Annotated in this window: 17 protein-coding genes and 1 tRNA gene; 13 read left to right on the top strand and 5 right to left on the bottom strand. The window is 63.5% G+C overall.

The window, feature by feature from the left end; all coding sequences use genetic code 11:
- The 4 genes from nirB to AB4068_RS11660 form a co-directional block, all read left to right on the top strand.
- Positions 1 to 1,705: nitrite reductase large subunit NirB (nirB, locus tag AB4068_RS11675; protein WP_441433466.1), on the top strand; the 1,705-nt coding region annotated here is incomplete at its 5' end.
- Between the two features lie 441 nt (positions 1,706 to 2,146).
- Positions 2,147 to 2,359, top strand: a complete 213-nt coding sequence (locus AB4068_RS11670) for an ARPP-1 family domain-containing protein (RefSeq protein WP_441433465.1) — start codon at positions 2,147 to 2,149, stop codon at positions 2,357 to 2,359.
- A 366-nt stretch (positions 2,360 to 2,725) separates the two neighbouring features.
- Complete coding sequence (locus AB4068_RS11665) at positions 2,726 to 3,139, top strand: hypothetical protein (RefSeq protein ID WP_441433464.1); 414 nt, start codon at positions 2,726 to 2,728, stop codon at positions 3,137 to 3,139.
- 206 nt (positions 3,140 to 3,345) lie between these two features.
- Complete coding sequence (locus AB4068_RS11660; protein WP_441433463.1) at positions 3,346 to 4,071, top strand: Ltp family lipoprotein; 726 nt, start codon at positions 3,346 to 3,348, stop codon at positions 4,069 to 4,071.
- A 161-nt stretch (positions 4,072 to 4,232) separates the two neighbouring features.
- Here the strand turns inward: AB4068_RS11660 and AB4068_RS11655 are convergent, their stop codons facing one another.
- The gene (locus tag AB4068_RS11655; RefSeq protein WP_441433462.1) at positions 4,233 to 4,967 is read right to left on the bottom strand and encodes an Ltp family lipoprotein; all 735 of its coding nucleotides are present in this window, start codon (positions 4,965 to 4,967) and stop codon (positions 4,233 to 4,235) included.
- Positions 4,968 to 5,173: 206 nt separating this feature from the next.
- Between AB4068_RS11655 and AB4068_RS11650 the strand changes: the two genes are divergently transcribed.
- Together AB4068_RS11650 and AB4068_RS11645 are read left to right on the top strand one after the other, a co-directional pair.
- The gene (locus tag AB4068_RS11650) at positions 5,174 to 6,052 is read left to right on the top strand and encodes an undecaprenyl-diphosphate phosphatase (RefSeq protein ID WP_284988775.1); all 879 of its coding nucleotides are present in this window, start codon (positions 5,174 to 5,176) and stop codon (positions 6,050 to 6,052) included.
- 123 nt (positions 6,053 to 6,175) lie between these two features.
- Positions 6,176 to 6,955, top strand: coding sequence for a VOC family protein (locus AB4068_RS11645; RefSeq protein ID WP_059388636.1), 780 nt, complete (start codon positions 6,176 to 6,178; stop codon positions 6,953 to 6,955).
- A 134-nt stretch (positions 6,956 to 7,089) separates the two neighbouring features.
- Here the strand turns inward: AB4068_RS11645 and AB4068_RS11640 are convergent, their stop codons facing one another.
- The gene (locus AB4068_RS11640; RefSeq protein WP_441433461.1) at positions 7,090 to 9,081 is read right to left on the bottom strand and encodes an FAD/NAD(P)-binding protein; all 1,992 of its coding nucleotides are present in this window, start codon (positions 9,079 to 9,081) and stop codon (positions 7,090 to 7,092) included.
- Between the two features lie 59 nt (positions 9,082 to 9,140).
- Here AB4068_RS11640 and AB4068_RS11635 point away from each other — a divergent pair, with 59 nt between their 5' ends.
- The 3 genes from AB4068_RS11635 (at position 9,141) to AB4068_RS11625 (ending at position 12,868) form a co-directional block, all read left to right on the top strand.
- On the top strand, positions 9,141 to 11,402 hold the full coding sequence (locus AB4068_RS11635; RefSeq protein ID WP_284988773.1) for a prolyl oligopeptidase family serine peptidase: 2,262 nt from the start codon (positions 9,141 to 9,143) through the stop codon (positions 11,400 to 11,402).
- 140 nt (positions 11,403 to 11,542) lie between these two features.
- Positions 11,543 to 11,630: transfer RNA gene (locus AB4068_RS11630), tRNA-Ser, on the top strand.
- Positions 11,631 to 11,785: 155 nt separating this feature from the next.
- Positions 11,786 to 12,868 carry a hypothetical protein gene (locus tag AB4068_RS11625; protein ID WP_441433460.1) on the top strand — a complete coding sequence of 361 codons (1,083 nt, stop codon included), beginning with the start codon at positions 11,786 to 11,788 and terminating at the stop codon, positions 12,866 to 12,868.
- On the opposite strand, the gene AB4068_RS11620 is transcribed toward AB4068_RS11625, so the two are convergent.
- Both AB4068_RS11620 and AB4068_RS11615 read right to left on the bottom strand, forming a co-directional pair.
- Entirely contained in the window at positions 12,849 to 14,288 is a 1,440-nt protein-coding gene (locus AB4068_RS11620) for an MFS transporter (RefSeq protein ID WP_441433459.1), read from the bottom strand. The genes AB4068_RS11625 and AB4068_RS11620 overlap by 20 nt on opposite strands.
- On the bottom strand, positions 14,285 to 16,456 hold the full coding sequence (locus AB4068_RS11615) for a RecQ family ATP-dependent DNA helicase (RefSeq protein ID WP_441433458.1): 2,172 nt from the start codon (positions 16,454 to 16,456) through the stop codon (positions 14,285 to 14,287). Before AB4068_RS11615 ends, AB4068_RS11620 begins: the two co-directional genes overlap by 4 nt.
- A gap of 124 nt (positions 16,457 to 16,580) precedes the next feature.
- On the opposite strand from AB4068_RS11615, the gene AB4068_RS11610 reads away from it, so the two are divergent.
- From AB4068_RS11610 to AB4068_RS11595, 4 genes are all read left to right on the top strand, one after another.
- Positions 16,581 to 17,999: a phosphomannomutase/phosphoglucomutase gene (locus tag AB4068_RS11610; protein ID WP_441433457.1), complete on the top strand. Its 1,419-nt coding sequence runs from the start codon at positions 16,581 to 16,583 to the stop codon at positions 17,997 to 17,999.
- Positions 18,000 to 18,026: 27 nt separating this feature from the next.
- Positions 18,027 to 18,476: a hypothetical protein gene (locus tag AB4068_RS11605; protein ID WP_059388631.1), complete on the top strand. Its 450-nt coding sequence runs from the start codon at positions 18,027 to 18,029 to the stop codon at positions 18,474 to 18,476.
- 24 nt (positions 18,477 to 18,500) lie between these two features.
- Positions 18,501 to 18,950: an RrF2 family transcriptional regulator gene (locus AB4068_RS11600; RefSeq protein WP_441433456.1), complete on the top strand. Its 450-nt coding sequence runs from the start codon at positions 18,501 to 18,503 to the stop codon at positions 18,948 to 18,950.
- Between the two features lie 152 nt (positions 18,951 to 19,102).
- A complete protein-coding gene (locus AB4068_RS11595; protein WP_059388629.1) occupies positions 19,103 to 20,263 on the top strand; it encodes a globin domain-containing protein in 1,161 nt (386 codons plus the stop codon).
- Between the two features lie 72 nt (positions 20,264 to 20,335).
- Here the strand turns inward: AB4068_RS11595 and AB4068_RS11590 are convergent, their stop codons facing one another.
- On the bottom strand, positions 20,336 to 20,938 hold the full coding sequence (locus tag AB4068_RS11590; RefSeq protein ID WP_441433455.1) for a TetR/AcrR family transcriptional regulator: 603 nt from the start codon (positions 20,936 to 20,938) through the stop codon (positions 20,336 to 20,338).
- Position 20,939 lies beyond the last annotated feature (1 nt).

The raw sequence follows: 20,939 nt of genomic DNA, 5'->3' as shown, positions 1-20,939 counted from the left end.
CCTGGGGCTCGTGGCTCCGGCGAACACCATGGCTGAGATCGTGGCCGACCGGCTGCACGGCGGCCAAGCGACGTTCCCCGGCTTCGACACCGCCACCAAGCTCAAGCTCTCCGGCGTGGACGTGGCCAGCTTCGGCGATGCGTTCGCCAAGACCGAGCACTCCCTGGAGATCGTGTACGCCGACCCCGCCCGCGGCGTCTACCAGAAGATCGTCACCACTGACGATGCCAAGACCCTCCTCGGCGGGATCTTCGTCGGCGACGCCACCCCGTACATGAGCCTGCGCCCCCTGCTCGGCCGGGAACTGCCCGCCGAACCCGGCGCCTACCTCACCGCGGCCGGCGGCGGGGACGCCCCCGAGACCGAACTCCCGGACGACGCGATCCTCTGCTCCTGCAACAACGTGGCCGCAGGATCTATCCGGGACGCCGTCAACGCGTGCGGGACATGCGAAGGCAAGGAGCCGGTCCACGACGTGCCAGGCCTCAAGGCCTGCACCCGGGCCGGCACCCAGTGCGGTTCGTGCGTGCCGATGCTCAAGAAGCTCCTCGAAGGGGAACTAAAGAAGTCCGGCATCGAAGTCTCCAAGGCCCTGTGCGAGCACTTCGAGCTCTCCCGGCAGGAGCTTTTCGACGCGATCCGCGTGCTGGAGCTGACCTCCTTCGAGGACATCCTGGCCAAATACGGCACCGGCGCGGGCTGCGACATCTGCAAGCCCACCATCGCGTCCATCCTGGCCTCCCAGCATTCCGCGTACGTGCTCGACGCCGGCCGCGGCACCTTGCAGGACACCAACGACCGCGCACTGGCCAACATGCAAAAGGACGGCACCTACTCGGTGGTCCCCCGCATCCCGGGCGGGGAGATTACACCGGACAAGCTCGTGGTCATCGGGACGATCGCCAAGAAGTACGGCCTCTACACGAAGATCACCGGTGGGCAGCGGATCGACATGTTCGGGGCCCGCCTCGAACAGCTCCCGGAGATCTGGGGCGAGCTCATTGACGCAGGCATGGAATCCGGCCAGGCGTACGGCAAGAGCCTGCGCACCGTGAAGTCCTGCGTGGGCTCCACGTGGTGCCGCTTCGGTGTGCTCGACTCTGTTTCCATGGCCATCAACCTCGAGCTGCGCTATCGGGGACTGCGCAGCCCGCACAAACTCAAAATGGGCGTCTCCGGTTGCGCCCGCGAATGCGCCGAAGCCCGCGGCAAGGACGTCGGCGTGATCGCGACTTCGGAGGGCTGGAACCTATACGTCGGCGGCAACGGCGGCGCGAACCCCGCCCACGCCCAGCTCCTTGCCGGCGGCTTGGACGACGAGACCCTGGTGAAGTACATCGACCGCTACTTCATGTACTACATCCGCACCGCCGACCGGCTTCAACGCACCGCCCGCTGGCAGGAAGAGCTCGACGGCGGCTTGGAGCACGTGCGCCAGGTGGTCGTCGAGGACTCGCTCGGCATCGCCGACGAGCTCGAGGCCGCCATGGCCAAGCACGTCGGGTCCTACGAGGACGAGTGGGCCGCGACCCTGAAGGACCCGGAACGGCTGCGCCGCTTCCGTTCCTTCGTCAACGCCCCCGAGCAGGAAGATGAGGCCATCGTCTTCGTCCCGGAACGCGGCCAGATCCGTCCGGCCACCAACGAAGAGAAGAGCGCCGTCTTGATTTCTTCCGCGAGCATCCCGGTCCGCGGAAGGGACTAATAGCCGGTCGCTGAGCCTCCCAACATCGGGCGACGCTTGGTTCCGGACGTCTTAGCTCCAAAGGCTCAACCAGCCGAACAGGAAGCCGTCCACCCCGACCCACGCAATTCGCCCTAGGCTGATTACCACCTAGCTTGAACTACCGATTACCCGTAAGGCAATTGCCCCGCGATCCCGGGGCGGTCCCTTCCGACTGGGTCGGCTAGCGATGCCGGAATGCGGCCCTGGATCGAACGGGGACGCAGTTAAGGAACGCTCTGGACCACAGGCTTGCCCTGGGTAGCCGCTGTGGGAACCGAGAAAGGGTCGGAGCTACGGGAGATATGTGCATTTTCAAAAAGATGAATTGTATTAATTGATGAAATAAATGTTCACCCGCAAATTTGCACCGCTTCTACATTCTACAATTTTTACAACATCACTTCCTGTGAATGGCAGCAAATGACAATTCCTCAGCTCCACATCGGCGCCGGCACTCAGCTCGGCTCCCTAACCGTCTTCTCCGTTTGGACCAACGCGAGTGGTCAGCTCGGCATCAGCACCGGAACCGGCAGCCATCTGGAAGTGACGGAACTCGCGTCGGGCCCTCAAGTCGGCAAGCTCAGAATTAGGAATCACGGTGCCAAGCCAGCGCTTTTGCTGGAGGGCGAGTAGTTTGAAGGGGGCCACCAGCACAGGATCTGCGCACGGGATGTCGTCCTGGGCGCTGGAGAAGGTGGAGAAATCGATACCTATAACGTCGAAAGGGGCCGGTGAGCCGGTGGCACATCCCACAGTCGCAGGGCCTGCCGTGCGCCACTTACAGTGAGAGCAGAGCTCCACGGTTCACAGTCTGGCGGCCGTCAGGGGCGGATATGGGAGCGCGGTTCTCGATATCAGTGCATTAGCGGATCATCCCGACAGGCTCCTTGGTGGAACTCCTGAATACCAGCCGAAATAGGACGATCTCGCAGCAATTCCTGCTACCCCTCCCCTCGAATGCCAGCTGGAGTCATCCTCGGGCCTGGCGGAGCAGTTTTGATGATCGAAGTATTCGGGACGCACTCATTTTTCTTGCGACACTGCGTTCAGTTGGCCGATGCGGTTGCCGTGGATCTCCAGCTCTTCGCCACAATGCCGGAGGCTACCCCGCCAGCCCTAGATGTCCGGCAGTTGGCAACGAGCCTGAGCGATCTTGGAATCGCGCCGTTTGGCGACGACGTTTTTACGGTCCGTGACCACGAGACTCTCAAAAGGGAGTCTTTCTCGGTCCAGAACGGCTGCCACGCGGTAACCGGAATCAGAGTCGCGCTCCCGAATCGAACGCCGCAGTTCGCTCACTTGTCCGCCCGGAACAGGGAGCATCCCAGTAGCTTCTGCCTGAAGTTAGTCCCGAATCTTGGCACCGTGATGCCTCAGAACCGCGCATTCAAGGCTTTCGAAGAGGCCAAATGATAACGGCATTCCACCGAAATATTTCTCCCTTCCGACACGAACTCTCTGACCCGAAGTATTTGCCGCCTGCCAGGACGGGCACTATTGTCAAGTCTTAGCTGGGGGATCGTGTCAAACGAAATGAACTTGGGGTGCAGCCCAGGAGTCCTTTTCTCAGGGACAAGACCTCCGCTCGCACTCAAGAAGCAATCTAGACAGGATCTGCCATGACAGAAAACTACGCTCAAATTGATAAGAAGAATGTCAAGAGTAACGCCAAGGCCCAGGCCGCAGCGGACAAAGCTTACCGCAAGGCGTCCCGTCCGTGGTTCAAAAAGAAGCGCTTCCTTTTCCCGTTGATCCTTGTGGTCATCATCGTTATCGCGATCGCTGCCAACTCCGGTAAGAAGGACACCGCAGCAACGAGCGCTGCGGCCACTTCGACCGCGAGCACACAAGCCGCCGGTCCCGCTGCGCCAAGCGGGACCGCAGCTCAGCTTCAGGCACTGGCCGCAGCAAAGGGCTACCTGGATTCTGGCATCGGCTTCTCGCAGGCTTCACTTACCAAGCAGCTCACCTCAAGCGCCGGCAACGGATTCGCGCAGGCCGACGCCCAGTGGGCCGTCGATCACTCCGGTGCAGATTGGAACGGACAGGCCCTCAAGGCGGCAAAAGGCTATCTGACCTCCGGCATGGGTTTCTCGCAGGCTTCACTTACCAAGCAGCTCACCTCAAGTGCCGGTAACGAATTCACGGCGCCGCAGGCTGAGTCCGCTGTCGCCAATTCGGGTGCGGACTGGAACGCGGAGGCCGTCAAGGCAGCGAAGGGCTACATGTCCTCAGGCATGGGTTTCTCACGCCAGAGCCTGATCACCCAGCTAACCAGCGCTGCCGGCAACCAGTTCACCGATGCGCAGGCCGGGTACGCCGCCGACCAGGTAGGGCTGAAGTAACCGCCCGTCGTCCCGCCGGTCCGCAAATAGTGGGGAATTGCCGGCAAAGGCGCCGTCTGCTTTGCCAACAAGCAGCTCAACACGCTTTAAAACAAATTGATCGAACGAGAAAGCCCGCAGCTGAGACTGCGGGCTTTCTCGTGTTCAGCTACGGTTTTGGACTAGAGACCCGTCTGACTCACTCCGTATTCTGCCTGCTCCGGGGTGTAGCCCTCGTAGAGCAGTTGGTCGACCAGCCCGCTGCGAGAGAAGGAGGAGTGTTTCAGGTAATCCTTGGCCTTTTGGGCTGCCTGCACGTTCCAGTCGACTGCCACGCGGTCCACGGCCCAGGTCGCATCCTCGGTCGAATACTTCTCGTACTCCAGTTGTTTGATCAGGCCGGTCCGCGAGAAGGCGGAGTAATTGAGGTATTGAGCAGCTTTCCGCAGAGCGTTCTGCTGACTGACCGTCCCAGCCGCGGCCTTGGCAGCGGCAGCCTTATCTGCGGCAGCCTTGTCAACCGCAGCCTGTTCTGCTGCCGCTTTGTCAGCCGCGGCCTTTCGGGCGTCGGCAAACTCGGCTTCGGTTATGTTCACCGTCACCTCCACGTCACCCGAGTCTGACAGCTGGCCCGCCGAAGGCTTGAGGGAAACGACCGTGACAGTATGGTTCGGAATGCCCGTGGCCCATTTCTTTCCGTCTTTGCCGATAATAACGACGTTGAATCCGCCGGCCACCAAGGCGGTGAATGCAACATCCCAAGGTTTTCCGGAAACGTCGGGAACAGGATTTGCAGTTTTGCTTGGCGAGGGCGTGGATTTTTCCGTCGAAGATGCCGCTTGTTGGACTCCTCCCCCGCAAGCCGCGAGACCGCACATAAGAGTCATTGCCAAGACGGCAGAGAGGTAGCGCTTCATGTTCCCCGATTTCATTGTTCTGCAGTGCGGTGATGATTCCCCGCGATGGCGGGAGGATTCCCTAACTATAAGGGTCTAAGCCTTGGTCTACCGATCTGTCTGGGCCGGTGATCTGTACCCTATCGACCGCGTTCACCTGCTGGCACCCGGCTGCCTCCCAGCAAACGTTCATCTCGCAGTAACCGGTACTGGCTAGGATCGAGCCCATGATTAATATGATCCAGGCCATCGTCATGGGCCTGCTGCAGGGAATCACCGAGCTCTTCCCGATTTCCAGCCTCGGCCACAGCGTCATCCTGCCCAAGCTCTTCGGTTGGGGCCTGGACCAGAAGGCGCCGGAATTCCTGAACTTCCTCATTGCCACCCACCTGGCTACAGCAATTGTGCTGTTCTTCTTCTTCCTCCGGGACTGGATTGAGATTGCCAAGGGCCTTGGCCGTTCAATCCGGGACAGGAAGATTGCTCCGTCAGACACGTATGCAAAGCTCGGCTGGCTCCTCGTGGTTGGAACCGTGCCTGCGGGAATCATCGGTTTGGTCCTGGAGAAGCCTATCCGGAACCTCTTCGGCTCCCCGCTGATCGCCGCGGCCTTCCTGGTGGTCAACGGTCTGGTCCTTTTCGGGGCCGAACGCCTGCGGACAAGAGACAGCCGCCGTGCCGCGGAGCAGCCCGCCACCGCAACGGCTTCCGACGCCGAAATCGCCACCCTGCCGTGGAAGCGCGCCTTGGCAATCGGAACGGCCCAGGCAGCCGCCCTGATCCCGGGCATCTCCCGCTCCGGCTCGTCCATGGCCGGCGGTTTGCTGTCCGGGCTGAACAACGAGAACGCCGCGCGCTTCAGCTTCCTGCTCGCCACGCCGATCATCGGCGCGGCCGCCGTGCTCAAGCTGCCTGACCTTTTCACTCCGGCCATGGCCGACGAGCGTGGCGTGTTCCTGGTGGGGGCGCTGTGCGCGGGTGTCGCCGCATGGTTCGCCACCAAGTTCCTGCTTCGCTTCTTCGAGACCCGGACCCTGACACCGTTTGCCATCTACTCGGTGGTCGGCGGAGCGATCTACTTCATTTTGATGCTCGTCATGGGCTAGGGTCCGCTAATGGCATCGAGCCAAGGCATTGAAACTGTCAGAGGCCCCGCATAGGGTTTTGTCTGTCTCCACCACCCACACATGAAACCGTGGAACAACCGCGGTAACGACACAGGAGAAAACATGCCCACGCCTGACATCACCCCCGGCTCACCTTGCTGGATCGACCTGATGACCTCGGACCCGGAGAAGGCAAAGTCCTTCTACAACACGCTCTTCGGCTGGACCTACGAGACCGGGGATCAGGAAAAGTACGGTGGCTACATCACCGCCTCGAAGGACGGCAAGATGGTGGCCGGGATCATGCAGAAGCAGGAAAACATGGGCCAGATGCCCGATGTCTGGTCCACTTACCTGCGGACTGACGACATCAAGGCCACCACCGAAGCAGCCCTCGCCAACGGCGGCCAGGTCTACATGGAACCCATGGAAGTTCCGGACCAGGGAACCATGGCCATGTACGCGGATTCCTCCGGAGCGGCCATCGGTGCCTGGCAGTTCGGCGAGATGAAGGGCTATCAGCTGGCTGCCGAAACAGGCGCACCGGCTTGGCACGAACTCTTCGCCAAGGAGTACGACTCGGCCGTTTCCTTCTACCAAAACGTCTTTGGTTGGGAAACCACCGTCGTGGGCGACACCCCGGAGTTCCGTTATACGACGCTCGGTGAGGGCGACAACTCCAAGGCAGGCATCATGGATGCCTCCGGTTTCCTCCCTGCCGAGGTGCCGTCCTACTGGGGCGTCTACTTCGCGGTGGACAAGGTCGATGACACCATCGAGCAGGCCGTCTCCCTGGGCGCCACCGTGGTCCAGGCGGCTGAGGACACCCCCTACGGCCGGATGGCCACCCTGACCGACCCGACGGGTGCGATCTTCAAACTCATCCAAAACCAGGCTGCATAAGCCCAACCGCCAGGCGCAGCCCGCTACCGCCAGAGAGCATGCTCTCCCCCGGGACCGACGAGTGGACATATCAGGCTTATGTCCACTCGTCGGAACCGGCAGGGAGCATGCTCAGTCTTATTGGTGGAACATGCTCATTTTTGGAGCGGAAGGCCGAGCATGTCCCTGGCGATTTCGTCGGCGTCGCGGAGCGTCCGTTGGCCACTCCGATAGCCGCGACCATCGGAAGGCCGGGCCTCGGCGGCGATGGCCGTACCCCATTGCGTGGAAGAAAGCTGCAGGCCGAGGGCGTACATTCCCGGAGTCACGGAACCGTTGGCACCCACCACGCGGTACGGATGCGGCTCGACATCCAAGCCGGACGTCTGCACCGGCGTTCCCTCGGCAGTCATCATCACCTTGGGCCGCACCAATCCGTCGGCGAGCAACTGCCGCAGGAACGGAGAAACACTCACGCCTACCCGGTTCGCCGGGGACATGGCCTCAATCAGGATCCTGGCTTCCGCGGCGTCGTCGTGCACCCAAGCAGATACCGCCCGGAAGACGCGCTGGGAACGGTCGACGCTGAACCGCGGATCCGGGCCCACAAAACTCACGACGCCGGCACGCGCCAAAGCGGCCAATTGTTCGGCGCGCAGCGCTGGAGGACCGCTCGCGAGCCCCTCAACGAAGGATTCGAACCAGCCGCGCAGCTCGCCCACCCACGATTCGTCCGTGATACCGCCGTCGGCCACGGCGCTCTTCAGGATGGCCCGTCCGGTGTGCAACGCACCGATGGCCATCTTCACGGGATCCGACTCTCCCAGGGCGGAGCGGCGGGCGTCATCGTCCAGATAGTCCACGACGGCGGCGTCGAGTTCCTTCCTGGACGCGAAGGAGTGCCCGGCCAAGGGCGCCGCGAGGCCCAGCAGGTCAAGGCGGCGCGACGATGCAACATGGGTGGAGACCAACTCGGCGACATGGTTTTCCCAGCGCCCGGTGGCATGCGCGTGGGGCTGCAACAAGTCTTCGAGAGCGGCCAGGAATTCCGTCGCATCAGACACGGCCACGGGCTCGGCCACAACCAGCGTTGAGTAGTAGGCCCACAAGGCGTCGCGATGCAGGAGGGGCCAAAGGTCATGGTCGAAGCCAGGCTGGATACCGGCCGCGGCGAAGCGTTCCACCGCGCTCTCGGTCAGATACCGCAAGCGCACGGACTTGGGATAGTAACCGTCCAGCCCGGCCTTGGCCCGGTACGGAGTGCCGCGCCTGGATGCCGCAATGATCTTCGGTTCCTGGCCCGAAGGCAGGTACTTGAGCTTCCCATGGAGACCGCCTTCGGCCGGCACGAACTGTCCGCCGCGGCCTTCGGTCAGCTGGCCCATGACGTCGAAGAAATTCAGCCCCATGCCCCGGACCAAGACCGTCTCCCCCGCAGGGACCAACGCCCAGTCCACATCGGCCGGAGCGGCCGGCGGCACATACAGCAGCCCGAGCTCCGCTGCCACCTCCCTGAACGAACGCTGCTCCGGGTTGAGCCGGGACTCAAGGTGGCCCAGCGCGAGGACGAGGGAATCCACGGTGAGCCGAGCGCCGTCGTCGAGTTCGACGTCGAACCCTCCGCCCGCTGGCTTGCCCGGCGAACCGTCCGCCGGGCCTCCCGGCAGTGGATGCGCCGCCACGGCGTTGCTTCGGTGGAAGGCGATCTCCACTCCGGCCGGAACGCGGTCCAGCAGTTCCTCAAGAGTCGAACGGAGATACCGTCCGTAAAGGCCACGGCTGGGAAAGTCGTGGGAGGCGAGCGAGGCAAGTTCGGCCCGTTCCTCGGAGCTCAGGCCTTGACCGCCGACGGACTGCTTCTCCGTCCGCCACTGCTCAAAAGAGCCCCCGGCGAGGGGCGGCGCGAGTCGCTCGTCCTCGGGAATCAGTGTGGGGTAGAACGACTGCGTGTTCATGAGGTAGAGCCGGGACTGATCGGGCTGCCAGACGTGCCCGGGACCGGCGGGATAGGGGTCCACGACGTCGATGTGCAGGGAGCGTGTGTGCGTTTCCGTCGCGACCCAATTGGCGAGCAATCGCTCCAGCACACTGGTGCCGCGGGGACCTGCCCCGATCAGCCCAACCCGGATGTTCTGCGATTTACCCACGCCCAAGCCTAACTTCTTGTGACTTGCTTCCTGCTCAGACAGTCACTCTAGGATGAGGCATGACCACCACAGCAGCTGATCAAGCGCCCGCGCCCGACAACGAAACTGCCCAGGGTACCGCAATCGCCCCCGAACCTGTCGACGAGAATATCTGGCTCGAAGACATTCATGGCGAGGAACAGCTGGCCTGGGTGCGGGAGCAAAATGCCCGCACCGAAGACTTGCTCGACGACGCCGAATACACCGCGCTGGAAGCCGGAATCCTGGAGGTTCTGGACTCCACGGACAGGATCGCCATGGTCAACAAGCGCGGCGAGCACTACTACAACTTCTGGAAAGACCAGCAGAACCCCAAGGGCCTCTGGCGCCGGACCACGTGGGAAAGCTACCTCAGCGACGCCCCGGAATGGGACGTGCTGCTCGACATCGATGCGCTGGCCGCCGCCGAAGGCGAAGAATGGGTTTTCCACGGCGCCAACTTCCTGCGCCCGGCCGAAGGCGAACCGCACCGCCTCGCCATCATCGCCCTCTCCCCCGACGGCGGCGACGCCAACCGCCACCGCGAGTTCGACGTCGAAACCCGCACCTTCGTGGACCCCGCTGCAGGCGGTTTCGACCTTTCGACCGCGAAGGGCAACGTGAGCTGGCTCGACGCCGACACCCTGCTGGTTGCCACGACCGCCGACGGCCTGCCTAAAACCAGCTCGTCGTACGCGCGCACCGGTGTGAAGCTCCGTCGTGGCCAATCCCTGGCCGAAGCCGAGCGGATCTTCGAGATCCCCGAAGACCACATGATGGCGCTCGTCGCCCGCGACTCCACCCCGGGCTTCGAACGCACTTTCGCGGTGGACTGGATCGACTTCTTCAACCGGACCACGTCCGTGCTGCGCGATGACGCGTGGCTGGCCATCGATGTGCCCACCGACGTGAACCTCAGTTCCCACCGCGAATGGCTCATGTTCCGTCCTCGGCAGGACTGGAACGTGGACGGAACCACCTATCCTGCCGGATCCCTGTTGGCCGCCGACTTTGAGGGCTACCTGTCCGGGACACGTGACTTCACGGTGCTTTTCACCCCGGATGAGCACACCTCCCTCCAGTCATGGAGTTGGACCCGGAACTACCTCCTCCTGAACCTGCTGCACGACGTCTCGTCCGAGATCAGGGTGCTCGACCCGGCCCGCAAGGACTCCACCGGCGGGTGGGCCTCCACTTTATTGGATGCGTGCCCGCCGCTCCATGATGTGAACGCCTACGCCGTCGACGACGAGGACGAAGCAGAAGGCGACGACGCCGGAAACGACTACTGGCTCGTCGCTACCGGCTTCACCACCCCCACGACGCTCATGCGCGGCACCCTGTCCCCGGGTATCGCCAGTTACACGCTCGACGCAGGCCACGACGGCGGGGTGGCGAGCACGCACGCGGTAGTGAAGTCCTCGCCGTCGTTCTTCAACGAGGCGGACTACGAGGTCCAGCAGCACTTCGCCACCTCAGCGGACGGCACGCGCGTGCCCTATTTCCAGGTGGCGTCCAAAGACCTGGACCTCGACGGCGAGAACCCAACGCAGCTATCTGGCTACGGCGGGTTCGAGGTCTCAAGGACCCCCGCCTACAGCGGAGCCATCGGGCGCGCCTGGCTGGAACGCCGGAGCGAAGGCATTGCGCCCGACGACGGTTCCGCACCGCATTCACGCGGCGGCGTCTACGTCGTAGCCAACATCCGCGGCGGCGGCGAGTACGGTCCCGCGTGGCACAGCGCTGCCTTGCAGGCGAATCGACACCGCGCGTTCGAGGACTTCGCCGCTGTGGCACGGCACCTCATTTCGCGGGGCGTCACCAGTCCGCGGAGGCTCGGCTGCGTGGGCGGCTCCAACGGCGGACTGCTGGTGGGCAACATGCTCACCCAGTACCCTGAGTTGTTCGGAGCCGTCTCCTGCGGTGTCCCCTTGCTGGACATGCGCCGTTACACCAAGCTTTCGGCCGGCTACTCCTGGATTGCCGAGTACGGCGACCCCGACGTCCCGGAGCAGTGGGAGTACATCCGCACCTTCTCCCCGTACCACCTGCTGCGCGACGGAGTGGACTACCCGGAGACGTTCATCTGGACAGCCACCTCCGATGACCGGGTAGGCCCGGTCCAGGCACGGAAGATGGCCGCCCGGATGCAGGCAATGGGCATCCCGAACGTGTGGTTCCACGAAGCCCTCGAAGGCGGTCACGCGGGAGCCTCGGACAACCGCCAGGCGGCCTCGCTCCAAGCCCGCAGCCAGCACTTCCTGTGGCGTGCGCTTGCGGGCAAGGAGGGTTCACGGCACTAACGCCCTCAACGATGGAGCGCCCGACGGCGGCCCGCGTCGGGTCCGGCAGGCGGTGGCGCGGCGCCCGACGGCGGCCCGCGTCCCCGTTTTGCACTGGGTGCCCAGTTCTGCGTATCCTTGGTTGGCTAGCAATAGCAACTGGAGACGTGCCAGAGCGGCCGAATGGGCTTCACTGCTAATGAAGTGTGGGGCACAACTCCACCGGGGGTTCAAATCCCCCCGTCTCCGCGTTTTGGCCCCGGTCCTTGGACCGGGGCCTTTTTGCGTTCCGGGGCCTTCAGCGTCCGGTTCTGGCGGGGAAGATTCATGTCTCCGACTCCTTGAATTCAGCTTGCGCCAATAGCCTCGTCCGGGTAACGGAGACCACCGACGAGGAGAGATTCATGCGTTCAATGACGAGATTCGCGATCGCGACGGTTGGGGCCGTCCTGCTGTCAACCACGTTGCTCACTCCGCCGGCACTGGCGGCCAATGACGGCAACACTTCAGGACAGAATGGCTCCAACGGCAACGGACACCAAGGCAATACCGAAGGCTTCAGCTTCGGCGTGATCGGCGATGTACCCTACGGTGCCGCTGAGATCCAAGCCTTCCCGTCCTACATCCAGGACCTCAACGCACACAAGGAACTGAGCTTTGTAGCACACGTGGGCGACATCAAGAACGGGTCATCCCAGTGCACGGACCAGTACTTCGAAGCCATCAAGAAGAACTTCGACAGCTTCACGGCTCCGCTCGTCTACACCCCGGGCGACAACGAGTGGACTGACTGCCACCGAACGAACAACGGCGCCTACAACCCCCTCGAAAGACTGGCCAAGGTTCGGGAAGTGTTCTTCCCGAAGCCAGGTGTCACGCTTGGTTCCCCGATGCAGGTGAAGTCACAGGCAAAGGAAGGCTTCCCGGAGAACGTCAGCTTCCGCAAGCATGAGGTCGCCTTCACTGCCGTCAACATTCCGGGCAGCGATAATTCGATGCTGCCTTGGACAGGACTTGGCCAGAGCCAGCCGACCGCCGCCCAAGTGGACGAGGTACAGCAGAGGACCGAAGCTGACATCCAGGAGTTGCGGGACACCTTCCGCAAGGCGCGGAACAACGGTGACCGGGCCGTCGTCGTGATGACGCAGGCGGACATGTTCGACCCGACAGTCGCAGCGCCTTCGCAGGCGGACTTTGGTGCTTTCAAGCCCCTGGTGCAGACCTTGATCGAGGAATCGAACTCGTTCGGCGGGCCGGTCTACCTGATCAACGGCGATAGCCACGTTTACAACCAAGACCACCCCCTTGCTGCCGGTTCCGCGTGGCTCTCCTTCTACGGGCAGGCCAGAGCAGCGAAGAACCTGACGCGAATCACCGTGGATGGATCCAACAATGCCAAGGACTGGCTCAAGGTCACGGTCAACCCCGAGGAAGCCACGAGCGTCATGTCGTTCGAGCGGGTCCCGTTCACGCACCCGGCTTCGTAGCTTTGCCCACAACACTGCGGCTGACTTCAGCTCCGGCGTGCCGGTGCAGCGTGAGGCTGTCCACTGTGCTCAAAAGCATCACAGCGGCCATGGCCAGGAAGGCGCCACGGTATGCCGAGGAAGGGCCATCGCCGAAGAACGACGCATGATCGAAGAGACGCAAGAAGAGCGCACCCACCGCAATACCCGCACCAGCGGCCAGTTGCACCAGGGTGGCTGACACCGCGTTGGCCGAAGGTAGCTCCCTTGGAACGATATCCGCATATTGCACGGAGGCGTACGCGGAAAATCCGATCGAACGGAAGGCCCCGCTGGCAAGCAGCAAGGCAAAAATCAGCGGCTCCGGCGTCCCTGCGTTGAGGGCCGCACAAGCGGCAAAGGTGACGGCCGACGCGAAAGAGGCGAAGACCAACACAGGCTTGAAACCGAACCGCCGAATGATGGGCGTCGTGGCCGGCTTGATGCCTATGTTGCCAATGAACACCGCTGCCACCATGGCACCGGATTTAAGTGGATCCCAGCCAAAGCCGTCCTGGAACAACAGCGGTAGCAGAAACGGCACCGAGCTGATGGTCAGGCGATAGACGAACCCTCCGGTGGAAGTGGCCCGGAACGTGCGAGTGGCGAAAACCCGGAGATCGAAGAGCGGGGCTTTGGCCTTGAGCATCCACCAGGCCGCTCCAGCCAAAGCCAATGCTCCGGCCAGCAGCACTGCTGCCGGAACCGCGCCCGCGCCGTGACCGCCGACCCCTTCAAGACCCACCACAAGCGATCCGACGCCGAACGTGGTGAGCGTGAGGCCGAGCCAATCGAGCCGCCGGCCCGCATCGCCTCCCTTGTGCGGAACCAGCCTCAGGGCTGCGATGAACGCAGCAAGCCCCAGCGGCACGTTGATGAGGAAGATCCAGTGCCAGGAAAGATACGTTGTGAAAGCTCCGCCAACGAGCGGCGCCAAAACGGGCGCCAGCAACCCTGGCCAGACAAGGAATGCTGTGGCGCGGAGAAGCTCCGACTTGGGCGTGCCCCGCAGCACCACGAGAGTGCCTACCGGCACCATCATGGCCCCGCCGGCCCCCTGTGCCACCCGGCTCAAGGTCAGCAGGGTGAGGTCCTGGCTGGCCGCGCACAGCACCGACGCCACCGTGAAGACGGCGATCGCCAGACAGAAGATCCGGCGTGCGCCAAATCGTTCTGCGAGCCAGCTACTGAGCGGAATTCCCATGGCCACAGTCACCAGGTAGGCAGTCATCGTGATGTTGACATCGGCCGAGACTACTTTGAAGTCGGCGGCGATGCTCGGCATGGCGGTTGTAAGGACTGTTCCGTCCAGGAACTCCATGAAGAAGGTGGCGGCAACCAGCAAGGCGAGCCGTGGCTGCCACTTGGATTCGGACAGGACGTCCGGGGCTGCGCCCGTCACGCCGCTTGGCCGAGGACAAGAGGCAACACCGATCCTGCTCCGGCTTGCCTGAGAGCGCGGCCGGCAACAGTCATGGTCCAGCGGCTGTCCGCAAGGTCATCGACCAGAAGGATGCCTTGGCCGCCGAGCGACACAAGGTTCTGTCCAAGTTCCGAACCCACCACGAGGCGCTCCCAGACACCGGCCAGCCGGTAGGCGCTGTTGCCGCCGCGCCCGCCAGTTGGTCCGCCGTGCTGGAGTTCGAGGGCTCCCAAATAGGGCATCCGGCCGATTCCGGCTATGCCGCGGGCCAAGGACTCGACCAACGCCGGCTTATTCCTGGACGGGATGCTCACGACGGCTGCCGGACGCCCTTGGCCGCTCCACCCGGTGAATCGGCCGTCTCCGGCAGACCATTCGCGCAAAACCTGCACGCAAGCCTGCAACATGGCAGGTTCAACCTCGCGGTCAGCCGCACCGGCGGCAAAGAGCTCACGGAGGGCACCGCCCCAGCCGAGGTCGGTCAGGCGCGCCAACACGCGCCCTTCGGCCAGCAATTCATCCGGTTTGATCTTGCCTTTCACCGCCACGCCCAGCCGGTCCATCCCGCTGGGCCATTGAAGCCGTGGCTCGAGCGCAAGGCCCGCCCGGCGAAGCGTCTGCCCGGCGGCGTCGGCGGCGGCTGCTGCCACGTCCGCCGGGAACCACCTGCCGGCGCAATTGTCGCAGCGGCCGCACGCACGCGCGGACTCGTCGTCCAGGACCGCGGTGATGTATTCCATGCGGCATCCGGCGGTGTCCTGGTAGATCACCATGGAATCCTGCTCGTCCACCCGGGCCTCGGCGATGCGGGCGTAGCGTTCGGCGTCATAGATCCACGGACGTCCCGTGGACTTCCAGCCACCGCCCACGCGCTCCACCGCTCCATCCACGGCCAGGACCTTCAGCAGGAGTTCCAAGGGAGTCCGGCGCAGGTCCACCCGCGCTTCGAGTGCCACGGTGGACAAGGCAGAGCCGGCTTCGGCCAAGACGGTAAGTACGGCGGCGGCCTTCTCCTCGGAGGGCATCGAAGCAGTGGCAAAGTACTGCCAGATCTCGCGGTCCTCGGATCCGGGAAGAAGGAGCACATCGGCGTTTGCGGCGCCACGACCGGCACGGCCGACCTGCTGGTAGTAGGCCACCGGCGATGAGGGGGCGCCAAGGTGGATGACGAATCCGAGATCCGGTTTGTCGAAGCCCATGCCGAGCGCCGAGGTGGCAACGAGCGCCTTCACCTGGTTGTCCTTGAGCAGCTGCTCGGCCCGTTCACGATCCGCGGGGTCCGTGCGCCCGGTGTAGGACAAAACGTTATGGCCTGCCTCGGAGAGCAGCCGGGCGGTGTCTTCAGCGGCCGAAACAGTCAGGGTGTAGATGATTCCGCTGCCTGGCATGTCTGCCAGATGGGTCAGCAACCAGCCAAGGCGATCACGCGAATCGGCGAGCTTCAAGACACCTAGCCGCAAGGACTCCCGGCCAAGCTGCCCGCGGATGGTCAGCACTCCGGCGCCGAGCTGCTCTTCGATGTCATGGACCACCCTGGAGTTTGCTGTGGCCGTGGTAGCCAGCACGGGAACACTCCCAGGCAGTTGCTCGATAAGATCGGAGATGCGCCGATAGTCGGGACGGAAATCGTGCCCCCAGTCCGAAATGCAGTGTGCCTCGTCAATCACCAGGAGGCCGGTGCGGCGGATGAGCTCGGGAAGCTGGTTCTCCCGGAACGAAGGATTGGTGAGCCGCTCCGGCGAAACCAGGAGAACGTCCACCTGGTCCGCGGCCAGTTGCTCCCGGACGTTGTCCCACTCAAGCTGATTGGCGGAATTGATCGCCACGGCCCGCACTCCGGCACGTGCGGCCGCTGCCACTTGGTCCCGCATCAGCGCGAGCAGGGGCGACACTATGAGGGTTGGCCCTGCGCCCCGGCGCCTCAACAACAACGACGAGACGAAGTACACGGCCGACTTGCCCCAGCCCGTCCGCTGCACCACCAAAGCCCGCCGTCCGGCGTCGACGAGGGCCTCAATCGCCTCATACTGGCCGTCGTGGAATCGGGCGTCCGCATTTCCCACAAGCTCCTTCAGTACTTCAAGGGCCTGCAGCCGGGTGGTGGACTGTTCTGCTGCGAGTAGGGCAGCATCCGGGTTGTTGGGCATGGCTTCAGTATTCCAGCACCCGCAGACAGCCAGAACCCGGAACGTCATCTATGTGGACAAGCGTTTTCCACATAGATGAGGTCCCGGCGCGGCGACGACCTCGCTCCACAGTAAGATTGAGCGCGTGACTAGCGAGCAGAACAAGACATTTGACCTCTCGGCTTCCTTCAAGGCCTATGACGTCCGGGGAATCGTCGGCGAATCCATCACCTCCCACATCGTGGAATCCGTCGGCGCGGCCTTCGTCGACACCCTCGGCCTCGCCGGGGAAACTGTGCTGGTTGGAGGCGACATGCGCCCGTCGTCCCCTGAATTCATCAAGGCTTTTGCCGACGGCGCTGCCCGCCGCGGCGCCAATGTCCAACTCCTGGACCTCATCTCCACCGACGAGCTCTACTACGCTTGCGGTGCCCTCAATGCGGCCGGCGCGACGTTCACCGCGAGCCACAACCCCGCCGAGTACAACGGCATCAAGATGTCCAAGGCCGGCGCCCAGCCGATCTCTTCCGAAACAGGCCTCAAGGAAATCCAGGCGCTGGCGGAGAAGTACCTCAATAGCGGGAGCATCCCTGCTGCGGATGTACAGGGCAAGATCAGCACCCGCGATGTCCTGAAGGACTACTCGGAGTACTTGCGCAGCCTGGTTGACCTCAAGGGCTCCCGTCCGCTGAAGATCGTCGTCGACGCCGGAAACGGCATGGCCGGGCTGACCACTCCCGCGGTCCTTGGTGACCAGCTGCTTCCGGCCCTGCCTTTCGAGATTGTTCCCCTGTACTTTGAGCTGGACGGTTCCTTCCCGAATCACCCGGCCAATCCGCTTGAGCCCGAAAACCTGCGCGATCTCCAGGCCGCAGTCATCGAGCACGGTGCGGATATTGGCCTGGCGTTCGACGGCGACGCCGACCGTTGCTTCGTGATCGACGAAAGAGGCGAACCCGTGTCGCCGTCTGCCATCACGGGGATGGTTGCGCGCCGGGAAATCGCCCGTGCACAGGCTGCAGGCGAAGAGACCCCCGTGATCATCCATAACCTGCTGACCTCACGGGCAGTCCCGGAACTCGTGGCCACGGACGGTGGCAGGGCCGTGCGCACACGTGTGGGGCACTCTTTCATCAAGGCTGTCATGGCCGAAGAAGGAGCCGTCTTCGGCGGCGAACACTCGGCGCACTTCTACTTCCGCGATTTTTGGAACGCTGACACCGGCATGCTTGCGGCCATGCATGTGTTGGCCGCATTGGGCGAGCAGGATGGCCCGCTGTCCGAACTTGGCCGCCAGTACGAGCCCTATGTCTCTTCCGGTGAAATCAATTCCGAAATCGAGGATAAGGCAGGAGCCATTGAGCGGGTCCGCGCCGATTTTGATGGCGAAGACGTGGACGTGGACACCATGGACGGCAGCACCTTCACCGCGAAGGACGGTAGCTGGTGGTTCAATCTTCGTCCCTCCAACACGGAGCCTTTCCTACGCCTGAACGCCGAGGCGAAGGATGTTGCCACCATGGAAAAGGTCCGGGACCGTGTCCTTGCACTGGTCAGGGCCTAGCCGGCAGCCGCGAAGGCGAGCAGCAGCATGAACTCCATCGACGGCCTCGAAAGCACCAAGGAACTCGAACTCCGCGAAGTGCGTGAAACCCTTGGGGCCGCCCTGGCGACGGCGCAGGAACACCTTGAACAAAACGGTGGCTTCCTGCCCTTCGCCGTCACGCTCGCCCAGGACAACGAACTTCGGATCGTCTTCGTAACGCCCGGAGAGCCGGACGACGAGGGAAACGTCGACACGGAGTCTATGCTGGCAGACATCCTCGAATTGCTTCGCCAGGGCCGTGACGAATACCGCGCGGTGGCGATTACGAGCGATGTCATCCTGCCGGAGCACGGCTCGGACGGGATTCACGCCGCGGCCGAGCATCGCAGCGGCGGTCTCCTCGCGGCCGTTGTCCCCTATGCCCGGACCGCTGAAGGCTTCACCTTTGACAACGCCGAAGCTGACACCAATGAACCCCTTGTATGGGTGGACTAGACCTTACTCCGTAAGCTTGAGGGCATGAAGATCAATGCCTTCGCGGATGTGAGCCTGCGTGCGCTCCTGGTTCTGTCGTCCGCGCCCGCAGGTGAACTCCTGACGACCCAGAATATTGCAGACGCCGTGGGGACTCCGTACCACCACGTCAGCAAGGCCATTGTTCGGCTACGGGAGCTGGGCCTCATCGACGTCGAGCGCGGCCGCAAGGGTGGATCCCGGCTCAGCGCCGCCGGACGCCAAGCCACCGTTGGCCACATCCTGCGGGAGTTGAATAACAGGCCCGACCCCGCCGAGTGCCAATCCGTGCATGGCGACTGCCCGCTGATTACCGAGTGCGGCCTGCGCCACGCCCTGGCCCGCGCGAGGGAAGCCTTCTACAGGGAGCTGGACGACGTCGTCGTATCTTCCCTCCCGCGCCTTCGGCAAATGGCGCCGGCATTCCAGGCGATCGGGTTACGCCCCGGACTGTAAGCCTGGTTCCAGCGCGTCCTGTCATCTCCGGGCTGTCGATTCGCGAAATCCTTCTACAGCGTGTAGAACTTTAGCTATAGATACTTGCATTCCAAATACAAGTATTGATTCCGGTCCGCACTCACCCACGGGCCACTACGACAGGAGTACCTATGCTCTCGGACAAGTCCTTCCCCGTCATCGAGGCCACCTTGCCGCTCGTCGGCTCACGGATTGGCCACATCACCCCCAAGTTCTACTCCCGCCTGTTCGCTGCGCACCCCGAACTGCTTGATGGGCTATTCAGCCGTTCGAACCAGCGCTCCGGCACCCAGCAGCAAGCCCTCGCTGGAAGCATCGCCGCGTTCGCAAGCCATCTGGTGAGCAATCCCGGCACCCTGCCCGAGACGGTCCTGTCCCGCATTGCACACCGCCACGCTTCCCTGGGGATCACCGAGCCGCAGTACCAAGTGGTCTACGAGCACCTCTTCGCCGCCATCGCGGAGGATCTCGCCGAAGTCATCACCCCTGAAATCGCCGAAGCCTGGACCGAGGTCTATTGGCTCATGGCGGACGCCCTGATCAAGCTCGAAAAGGGACTCTACGCGGCGCAGGCCAACGGAAAGATGTGGAGCCCCTGGAAGGTCGCGTCCAAGACCCCCGCGGGCACCGGGTCCATGACTTTCATCCTGGAGCCGGCCGACGATACCCCCATCACCGCAGCCCTGCCCGGCCAATACATCAGCGTCAAAGTCACACTCCCGGATGGCCTGCGCCAGGTCCGCCAGTACTCGCTTTCGGGCGACGCCGGCACCAGCCGCAGCTTCACGACCAAGATCGACGACGGCGGCGAGGTCTCGCCCGTGCTGCACGGAACCGTTGGGGTCGGCGATGTCCTGGAGATCTCCAACCCCTACGGAGAGATCACGCTCAAGGATGGAGACGGCCCTGTGGTCCTCGCCTCGGCCGGTATCGGCTGCACGCCTACGGCTTCCATCCTGCGCTCGCTCGCCGATTCCGGCTCCAGCCGCCAAGTCCTGGTATTGCACGCGGAGAGCAATCTGGACAGTTGGGCCCTGCGCGGGCAGATGACGGACGACGTCGAGCGCCTGGACGCAGCCGAACTCCAGCTATGGCTGGAGGAACCGCAGGCCGGGGCCAACGCGGGCTTCATGTCACTGCGCGAGGTGGACCTTCCGACCGACGCCTCGCTGTACCTCTGCGGACCGCTGCCGTTCATGAAGCACATCCGCAACGAAGCCATCAACGCCGGAATTCCCGCCACAAAGATTCACTACGAGGTCTTCGGTCCGGACATCTGGCTCGCCAACTAGCAAGCAGCAGACGACCCCAAGTAGCTCGCAGTAGTTGTCGTTTTGGAGCCTCAAAACGACAACAACTGTGAGTCAGTTGGGCGGCCCAACCAGAAGTGGCAGCATCACCTCGTCCACCACGTGCACCAGATAATCGTCGTCAATCGGTGCTCCGGAGAAAATGAACCGCTGCCGCAGCAGGGCGGGGCCGGCCTCGATCCTCGTCTCCGTGGCCACGCTGGGATGGCATTCGCCGCGGGCCGCGGCTTGCTCAATGATGGCGCCCATGATCCTTGCTACGTTGCCGCGAGCGTACTCGTGGACCTCAGCCGCCACCGTAGGATTCTGCAGCGCCTCCCCCAAGAGCCCGCGCATGGCTTGCCCCACTGCTCCTTCCAGTTGTTGGGCCACGAGCCGCAGTATCGCCAGGGCGTCTTCGCGCAGGCTGCCGGTATCCGGCGCGGAGGCGGGGCCAGGCATGGCATCGTATGCCGCCTCGAGGACGAGGGCCGCGCGTCCGGGCCACCGCCGGTAGAGCGAAGCTTTACTCGCCCTGGCGCGCACGGCCACGCTTTCCATGGTCAGTGCCGCGTAGCCGGATTCGGCGATCTCGGCCCGGACCGCCTCGAAGATCGCGCTGTTCAGGACCGCCCCGCGGCGGCGCGGCAGCTTCCGGTGGTCCGGCTGCAGCGGCATC

Origin of the sequence: Arthrobacter sp. 2RAF22, from assembly GCF_052115325.1 — a bacterium.
Taxonomy (GTDB): domain Bacteria; phylum Actinomycetota; class Actinomycetes; order Actinomycetales; family Micrococcaceae; genus Arthrobacter.
This window is presented reverse-complemented; position numbering and strand designations above follow the sequence as displayed.